The organism is Micromonospora sp. WMMC415, from assembly GCF_009707425.1.
Taxonomy (GTDB): Bacteria; Actinomycetota; Actinomycetes; order Mycobacteriales; family Micromonosporaceae; genus Micromonospora.
Genome location: NZ_CP046104.1, coordinates 2,194,123 through 2,202,500, shown reverse-complemented (window position 1 = coordinate 2,202,500; position 8,378 = coordinate 2,194,123). Strand labels below are relative to the sequence as shown.

The following is an 8,378-nucleotide window of genomic DNA, read 5'->3' as shown; positions in this document are numbered from 1 at the left end:
CACCGGGAGACGGCCGATGAACTCCGGGATCAGGCCGAACTTCAGCATGTCCTCCGGCATCACCTGGCTGAAGATGTCGTCCGTCGAGCGCTCGGAGACGGACCGGAGCCGGGCCCCGAAGCCGGTGCCGCCGTGGCCGGTGCGCGCCTCGATGATCTGGTCGAGGCCGGCGAAGGCACCACCGCAGATGAACAGCACGTTGGTGGTGTCGATCTGGATGAACTCCTGGTGCGGGTGCTTCCGGCCGCCCTGGGGCGGCACGTTCGCGACCGTGCCCTCCAGCATCTTCAGCAGCGCCTGCTGGACACCCTCGCCGGAGACGTCCCGCGTGATCGACGGATTCTCCGACTTCCGCGCGATCTTGTCGACCTCGTCGATGTAGATGATTCCGGTCTCGGCGCGCTTGATGTCGTAGTCGGCGGCCTGGATCAGCTTGAGGAGGATGTTCTCCACGTCCTCGCCGACGTAGCCGGCCTCGGTCAGGGCGGTGGCGTCCGCGATGGCGAACGGGACGTTCAGCATCCGGGCCAGGGTCTGGGCGAGGTGTGTCTTGCCGCACCCCGTCGGGCCGAGGAGCAGGATGTTGGACTTGGCCACCTCGACGCTGTCGGTGCCGGGCGCGCCGGTGGCGTCGGCCTGGATCCGCTTGTAGTGGTTGTAGACCGCTACGGCGAGCGCCTTCTTGGCCTGGTCCTGCCCGACGACGTAGTTGTCGAGGAACTGGCAGATCTCCATCGGCTTGGGAAGCTCTTCCCACTTCACCTCGCCGGACTCGGCCAGCTCCTCCTCGATGATCTCGTTGCAGAGATCGATGCACTCGTCGCAGATGTAGACCCCGGGGCCCGCGATGAGCTTCTTGACCTGCTTCTGCGACTTGCCGCAGAAGGAGCACTTCAGTAGGTCGCCGCCGTCACCGATCCGTGCCACCTACGTTCTCCCTGCACTCATCGGCCGGGGACCCGGCCATGACCTGCGGACGCTGCGCGCCGCCCGTCTTCGTTGCCGCGCCGGCGAGGGGCCGGCGAGGCGGTACAGACCCGACGTTACCCGCTGGCGCGAATTTCTCCGACCCCCAAAACGGGTGTGTCAGAGGTCGGTCGGGAGCGGACCCCCGACCGACCTCCAACCGTGCTGCTCAGCTGGCGGCGTTGGCGGCCAGCAGACCCTTCTTGCGGCTGGTGAGGATCGTGTCCACCAGCCCGTACTCCTTGGACTCCTCGGCCGTCATGATCTTGTCACGGTCGATGTCCTTGCGGACCTTCTCAACCGGCTGGTTGCAGTGCCGCGAAAGCATCTCCTCCAGCTGGGTCCGCATCCGCAGGATCTCCCGGGCCTGGATCTCGATGTCCGAGCCCTGCCCGTAGCCGCCTTCGGTGGCCGGCTGGTGGATGATGATCCGTGAGTTCGGAAGGGCCATCCGCTTGCCCGGCGTGCCGGCGGCGAGCAGCACCGCCGCCGCGCTGGCCGCCTGGCCCAGGCAGACCGTCTGGATGTCCGGACGGACGTACTGCATGGTGTCGTAGATCGCCGTCATGGCCGTGAACGAGCCACCGGGCGAGTTGATGTACATGATGATGTCGCGGTCCGGATCCGTGCCCTCCAGCGTCAGCAGCTGGGCCATCACGTCGTTGGCCGACGCGTCGTCCACCTGGACACCGAGGAAGATGATCCGGTCCTCGAAGAGCTTGTTGTACGGGTTGGACTCCTTGACCCCGTACGACGTGCGCTCGACGAACGACGGCAGGACGTAGCGGTTGTGCACGGCCGCGAACCGCGGCGGCAGGCTCAGGTCGGTCATCGTCAGCTCCTCGCTCAGCTCAGGGTCCCGGCGCCTTCCGGAACCTGTGCGGCTCCGGTGATCACCTTGTCGATGAAGCCGTAGTCCACGGCCTCCTGGGCGGTGAACCAACGGTCCCGGTCCGAGTCGGCCTCGATCTGAGCGGCGTTCTGGCCGGTGTGGAAGGCGACCCGCTCCTGGAACATCCGCTTCGTGTAGAGCATCTGCTCCGCCTGGATGGCGATGTCCGCCGCGGTGCCTCCCATGCCGCCGGACGGCTGGTGCATCATGATCCGCGCGTGCGGCAGGGCGTACCGCTTGCCCTTGGTGCCCGCGCAGAGCAGCAGCTGGCCCATCGAGGCCGCCATGCCCATCGCCACGGTCGACACGTCGTTGTCGATGAACTGCATCGTGTCGTAGATCGCCATGCCCGAGTAGACCGAGCCACCGGGCGAGTTGATCCACAGGTTGATGTCGCGGTCCGGGTCCTCCGCGGCGAGCAGCAGAAGCTGCGCGCAGATGCGGTTGGCGACCTGGTCGGTCACCTCGCTGCCCAGGAAGACGATCCGCTCCTTGAGCAACCGGTTGTAGACCGAGTCGTCGAGGTTGCCAATGTTGTCGCCACCGCGGGCTTCGATCGCCCGGAGCGGCGTCGCTGGGATGTGCATGTCGGTCATGGCAGCCCTTCGCTCTCCGTACCGTCCTACCCGACACTAACCGCTCAGCCTGACGCCAGAGCGCCGGTCCGGGCACTGTTCGCTCTCAGCGCAGCCCCGTCGGGGCGTACCCCGGAAACGGGTTTCGGCCGCCGCCCAACCGCGAGGGATGGACGGCGGCCGCACCGCGACGATCAGTGCTCGTGGTCGTGCTCGGCCTCGCTGGCGGCGCGCAGCGCGTCCAGGCTCACCTCGTTGCCGGTGGTGTCCTTGATCGTGATCCGCTCCATGATCGAAGCAAGCGCCTTGCCGCGGCGGACGTCGCCGTAGACGGCGCCCGCGGCGCCCGAGCGGACGAGCTGGTCGTAGTACTGCTGCGGGGGCATCCCGGCCCGCTGCGCGCGGTGGACGATCTCGTGCCCGAACTCGTCGTCGGAGACCTGGGTGTCCTCCGCGTCGGCGATCGTGTCCAGCAGGAGCTGGATCTTGACCCCCTGCGTGGCGGCCTCGGTCAGCTCCTCGTCGATCTGCTCCTCGGTCTTCTCCTCGGCCGCGAGGTACTCCTCCAGCGAGGCGCCGATGCGCTCCAGCTGGTCGACCATCGCCGCCTTGCGGCTCTCGACCTCCTCGCGGACGACGCCCTCCGGCGCCGGCACCTCGGCAGCCTCGACCAGCTGCTCGAGGGCCTTGTCCCGCGCGGCGTAGATCTGCTCGACCCGCTTGCCCCGGGTCACCCGCTCACGCAGGTCGTTGCGGAGCTCCTCGATCGTGTCGAACTCGCTCGCCATCTGGGCGAAGTCGTCGTCCAGCTCCGGGAGCTCCTTCTCCTTGACCGTGCGGACGGTCACCGCCACCTCGGCGTCCCGGCCGGCGTAGTCGCCGCCGACGAGCTGCGTGGTGAAGGTGGTGCTGTCACCGGCGGCGAGGCCGACGAGCGCCTCGTCCAGGCCCGGCAGGAGCTGCTTGCTGCCGACCTCGTGCGAGATGTTGCTCGCCGAGCCGCCCGGCACATCCTCGCCGTCGACCGTCGCGTTCAGGTCGATCTGCACGTAGTCGCCCTCGGCGGCGGCCCGCTCGACGGTCTTGAGGGTGGCGAACCGCTCGCGCAGGCTGCTCACCTGGGCGTCGATCTCGCTGTCGTCGATCTGCAGCTCGTCGACGGTCACCTCGATGGTGGCCAGGTCGGGCAGGGTGATCTCGGGGCGGACGTCGACCTCGGCGGTGAAGTTCAGCGAGTCACCGTCGGCGAACTCGGTGATCTCGACCTCGGGGCGGCCCAGCGTCTTCAGGTCGTGCTCGCGGACCGCGGCGAGGATGTTCTGCGGGATGGCCTCCTGCACCGCCTCGTTGAGGACGGTGCCCCGGCCGACCCGCTGGTCGATCACGGCGGTCGGAACCTTGCCCCGGCGGAAGCCGGGAACCTGGACCTGCTGGCCGATCTCCCGGTACGCCTTCTTGAGGCTCGGCTCGAGCTCGACGAACGGCACCTCGATGGCGAGCCGCACGCGCGTCGGGCTCAGAGTCTCGACGGTGCTCTTCACAGGCGTACTCCTTGACGGATCTCGGTTGGTCTGGGCGCTCTCTACAGCCCATCGAGTGTAGGCGAGCCGGCGCGGCCGGCCGGCAGCGCCCGGGAACCGCGCGGAGAACGGCGGCGCCCGGGACGACCCGGTCGCGGACGACAGTCGGGGTGGCGGGATTTGAACCCACGGCCCCTCGCTCCCAAAGCGAGTGCGCTACCAAGCTGCGCCACACCCCGTGGCGGGAAGCAGTCTATGCCGTCCGCGCCCGCCCGGGGTCTCCCGGGGCGTCCGCTGCCGCGTGTCCACGTTTCGAAGGCGCCGCAGAAGCCTTCGCCGTCGGGCGCGAAGGACCGTGACCGCCGGGCGCGCCGGCCGGAGCGCGGAAGGGCCGCACCGCGTGGGACGGAGGCCACACCACAGCGGCCTGCGTCGCCGGGCGCCGGGCGGCAGGCGGCAGGCGGCAGGCGGCAGGCGGCAGGCGGCAGGCGGCAGGCGACAACATCAGGGAAAGTGCTGTCTCGACCGCCCCTTGAGGCCCCTCTTTCCCTGATGTTGTGCGGATCTTGTGGCGGTGACGCGCCGGGCGCGGCTGCGCGGGCACCGGCCGCATTGGGTACGCTGTCGGCGCGTCCCCCTGTCGAGGGGCGCATGCGGGCGTAGCTCAATGGCAGAGCTTCAGTCTTCCAAACTGACGGTGCGGGTTCGATTCCCGTCGCCCGCTCCACCGCCTTCCGGCACAGGTCAGAGGCTGCATCCCCGATCCTGGGCCGGTCGGCCACTCCCCCGCTTCGATCTTGGCCATCCGTGGGCCACGAGGGCCTGTCCGGCCGATCATGTCGAGCCGAGGCGAGGTCCAGGCGATCCGGCAAAGGCGGAGATTCCTCCGGATACCGGTGTTGTATTCGGCCGAATCTCCAGTACTTCCGGCGGCCTTCTCAGTCGACCGGCGGGGCCGGCAGCCGACAGCCGGGCTCCGGAGTCTCCCGCTGGTCATGCTCAAACTCGTACGCGCATTCACCGCACATGCCGTCGACGTCATTGCCGAAGCCGTGCTCCATCCATGGGTGGCCGCACGCCGGACAATCTCCCAGCGCACGGAGTTTCCGAGCCGTCTCGGCCCGTTGTCGCCAACGCTGCAACAGGTTCGCCACGCCTCGATGATGCCGCACAACCGCTTGCCGCCGCTGCGCCCCAACTGTGTCGCAGATCAGTTGACGGACGAGCATCGCGCATCAGTCGACGGCGGACAGCGGTGACCGCGAACAACCGTCGAATTGGCCTCTTGCAAGGATCAAGGCGGCCCGGCCCCGGCCTGCTGGCGACCTCCGGCCGGCATCGGCCGGGCCGGCCGGCCACGCTTAGCCTCGATCATTCACGGCTGATGTCGGCCGCTTTGTTCCCGCGCCTGTGATCGCTGGTGTTCGATGCGACCGGGTCCGGGGCATGGTGGCGGGCCGTCTGTCGCGGCGGTGGGCGTGGTCTCCTTGGGTTCTCCGGTCGTTGGGTCAGGGCTGAGCTGGTCAGCCGGGGGCGGGGATCGCCGCGATTCGGTGGAAAGCGGCGGTGATCTGGTCGGCCCAGGGCCAGGTCGATGGGATGCGTAGCTGGCGGCGGCGTTGGCCTCGGGTGAGGCGGGCGGCGGTGTGTAGCAGGCGGTAGCGCAGCCGTTTCGGTTCGGCTTTGGCCAGGTCGCCGTCGAGGGTGAGCAGTTGTAGCCAGGCGATCAGGTCGCAGGCCATGGCCGCGATCTGGCACCAGGCGGTGTTGATGGCGAACTCGCGTGACGGTAGCCGGCGCAGTCCGGTGTCTTTGGCGCAGCGGATCCGGTCTTCGACGCGGGCGTGGGCGCGGTGGCGGGCTTCCAGCCACTGCAAGGCGCCGACGGTGGTGTTGGTGACGAGCGCGGTGTAGCGCCAGCCGTCGCGTTCCTCGAACAGCGACAACTGGGCGCCCGGGTGCGGCCGTTCGCGACGCACGATCACCCGCATGCCGGGCGGCCAGCCGGCCAAAGCCAGCAGCCCGGTCAGTTCGGCGACCTGCGCGCCGTCGCGGATGCCGCCGTCGGCTGCCAGGGCCGGTGACCAGGCCGCGGCCGGCAGCGCGCTGATGGCAGCGCGTTCCGCCTCGCCGATCGACCAACCGATCGAGTACTCGACGCGTCGGTTGCGCTTGGCGTCCTGCGCGGTCAGCCAGTCCAGCACGGCGTGGGTGGCGGCGGCCGAGTCGCCGCGGATGAGCAGGTGCCGCCGGTGCGCGACCGGGACCTGCGCGAACGCCTCGGTCAGCACGGTGAGGTGGTCGGCGGCGGTGTTGGCTCCGGCGTTGCCGGGCCGCAGTTTGATCGTCAGCAGTTCGCCGGTGTTGTCGCAGGTCACCAGGATCGGATGAAAGCCGTACGTGTGCTTGTAGGTGGCCGCCGCGCCGTCCTTGTCGCTGTGCGCGAGCACGATCGTGGAGTCCACATCCAGCACCACCATGCCCTCGCCGAGATCCCGGCCCGCGGCACGAGCAGACGGCACCGACCCGATCAGGCCCCATACCCGGGCACGGACGTTCGCCCGCGTCCTGGCGATCCGACGCAGCCCGACGTCACTGATCTCATCGAGGGCCCGCCAGCACGTCGCCGGCGACGCGACCTGGCCGAACACCTCGCTCTGGTGGCGCAGCACCTCAATATCCGCGATCGCCTCACCGCCGTCGGCGATCATCACCGCCAAGTCGACCAGCACCCGGCCCCGGTCCCGGCCCGGGACGAACCCACGCCGGCTGAGCGCGGCCGACAACGCCTGCGTCAACCCGCTGCGATCAGCCAGCAACCGCAACAACGCCGCCCCGACATGCGAGACCACACCATGACCGCCGACCTCGACGGACAATCCCTTCGACCACTGGGTAACCTGCACCTACGAAGTGCCTTCCACGCGGGGTACCTGCACGACTCGACACCGGGCAGTTTTCCTTACGTGGCAGGCACTTCGCCATATCTACCGGCCCGCTGGACATCCAAGATCACGGCTGCCGTGAAAGGCCGAGGTTAGGGACGACCAGGATCCGAAGACCTCGGGGCTCCGCCCCGAACCCCGACCCTCCTAATAGAGATGCCGCCGCGGCTCACATCGCCGGCACCACAAGGGCTAGCAGCCCCCCCCCCCCCCCCCCCCCCGGACGACTGCCCGACGAGGAGATCCGCCTTCAACCACCCGGCCACGACCCACCTACTGTGCTGCCCCGGGTAGGTACCACAACCCGGCCTGTTGACGGTCTTGCAGCCAGCGGACCCGAGATGCCTCATCGGGTTGAGGTGGCCAATCGCGATAGGGCAGGAAGGCTACCCGCCAAGCGATCACTACGAAGATGTAGAAGCCGAACCCGCCGGTTAACCACCACAGTGCGTCGCGGCGACGGTAGGAGGCATGAGGCGCAAGCCAGGCCGTGGCCGCCATCGGAACGGCGATCCAGCCGAGATCCGCGAGCGGGCCGGCGCCCATCACACCCTCGATCAGCTCACGGATGATGATGGATGGCACCACCACCCCGACCACCAGCAGCGCGGCGATGAACGTGCGGGGCGCTCGTCTGAGTGGTGGGCGCGAGCTGAGCGGATCAACGGGCATGGCCCGCAGGATACGAGCCAGCAGCTATCGCCAACGCAGAGCGGCCGTGACCTGTACAGTCCGAGGCTGAGCCAGGCCATCCACGGGCCAGTACTCGGGAGACGCAGCGGCCACGAGCGGGCACAGGGGCACAAGGCTCTACCGCCGGCCGCAGCCGTTTCGGGCATCACGACCGGTTGAGCACGCTCTTCCAAACTGACGGTGCGGGTTCGATTCCCGTCGCCCGCTCCAACCACGAAGGCCGAGGTCGCAGCATCCCTCGCACCTCGGTCACCGGAGCGTGATCCGGTAACGCCGCGCCGGCCCGAGTTCGCTTTCCTGCACGCTCTCGAGGACGCCGCCGTGGCGTTCGATCGTCCTGGCCGACGCGACGTTGTCGGCCGCGCAGACCACCAGCAACCGGTCCGGGCCCAGTGCCCGCGCCTCGCCGAGCATCTCGCCCAGTGCCCAGGTGGCGAGTCCGCGCCGGCGCGCCGACGGCCGGATGCCGTAGCCGATGTGACCGATCCGCCGCACGAGGTCGTCGGGCCCGTGCCGCAGCGCGATACCGCCCAGCACCCGGTCGCCGTCGACGATCCACCGGTACGTGCAGTGCCCGCGTCCGGCGTCCGGCGGTGTCACGTCCGCCAGCCGGGCCACCCAGGCCGCGAACCCGGCCGGTGTGTCCACCTCGTCGGACGGCAGCAGCCCGAACCCGTCCTCGTGGACGCCGGGACCCCACTCGTCGCGGGCCTGAAGCCAGGCGGCGTGCAGGCGGACGGTCGGCGGGATCAGTTCGGGCATCCGGCGACGATAGCCGCGCACGCCA

Annotated in this window: 8 protein-coding genes and 2 tRNA genes (1 of these 10 running past the window's edge); 2 read left to right on the top strand and 8 right to left on the bottom strand. The window is 69.2% G+C overall.

Features of this window, described 5'->3' with window-relative positions:
• From clpX to GKC29_RS10695, 5 genes are all read right to left on the bottom strand, one after another.
• Positions 1-927, bottom strand: the 5' portion of a protein-coding gene (gene clpX / locus GKC29_RS10715) for an ATP-dependent Clp protease ATP-binding subunit ClpX (RefSeq protein WP_155330677.1). The gene continues 363 nt to the left of window position 1, outside the view; only the first 927 of its 1,290 coding nucleotides appear in the window; it begins with the start codon at positions 925-927; its stop codon lies beyond the left edge, outside the window.
• A 208-nt stretch (positions 928-1,135) separates the two neighbouring features.
• Complete coding sequence (locus GKC29_RS10710) at positions 1,136-1,798, bottom strand: ATP-dependent Clp protease proteolytic subunit (protein WP_155330676.1); 663 nt, start codon at positions 1,796-1,798, stop codon at positions 1,136-1,138.
• A 14-nt stretch (positions 1,799-1,812) separates the two neighbouring features.
• Positions 1,813-2,454 carry a ClpP family protease gene (locus tag GKC29_RS10705; RefSeq protein ID WP_155330675.1) on the bottom strand — a complete coding sequence of 214 codons (642 nt, stop codon included), beginning with the start codon at positions 2,452-2,454 and terminating at the stop codon, positions 1,813-1,815.
• Positions 2,455-2,627: 173 nt separating this feature from the next.
• Positions 2,628-3,974, bottom strand: coding sequence for a trigger factor (gene tig / locus GKC29_RS10700; protein ID WP_155330674.1), 1,347 nt, complete (start codon positions 3,972-3,974; stop codon positions 2,628-2,630).
• Positions 3,975-4,118: 144 nt separating this feature from the next.
• Positions 4,119-4,192, bottom strand: a tRNA-Pro gene (locus GKC29_RS10695).
• A 414-nt stretch (positions 4,193-4,606) separates the two neighbouring features.
• Here GKC29_RS10695 and GKC29_RS10690 point away from each other — a divergent pair.
• Together GKC29_RS10690 and GKC29_RS10685 are read left to right on the top strand one after the other, a co-directional pair.
• Positions 4,607-4,680: transfer RNA gene (locus GKC29_RS10690), tRNA-Gly, on the top strand.
• Between the two features lie 268 nt (positions 4,681-4,948).
• On the top strand, positions 4,949-5,212 hold the full coding sequence (locus GKC29_RS10685) for a hypothetical protein (RefSeq protein ID WP_155330673.1): 264 nt from the start codon (positions 4,949-4,951) through the stop codon (positions 5,210-5,212).
• 264 nt (positions 5,213-5,476) lie between these two features.
• Here the strand turns inward: GKC29_RS10685 and GKC29_RS10680 are convergent, their stop codons facing one another.
• From GKC29_RS10680 to GKC29_RS10670, 3 genes are all read right to left on the bottom strand, one after another.
• Complete coding sequence (locus GKC29_RS10680; RefSeq protein WP_155330672.1) at positions 5,477-6,859, bottom strand: IS1380 family transposase; 1,383 nt, start codon at positions 6,857-6,859, stop codon at positions 5,477-5,479.
• 312 nt (positions 6,860-7,171) lie between these two features.
• Positions 7,172-7,570, bottom strand: coding sequence for a hypothetical protein (locus GKC29_RS10675; RefSeq protein ID WP_155330671.1), 399 nt, complete (start codon positions 7,568-7,570; stop codon positions 7,172-7,174).
• 270 nt (positions 7,571-7,840) lie between these two features.
• Positions 7,841-8,353 carry a GNAT family N-acetyltransferase gene (locus tag GKC29_RS10670; RefSeq protein WP_155330670.1) on the bottom strand — a complete coding sequence of 171 codons (513 nt, stop codon included), beginning with the start codon at positions 8,351-8,353 and terminating at the stop codon, positions 7,841-7,843.
• Between the last annotated feature and the right edge of the window lie 25 nt (positions 8,354-8,378).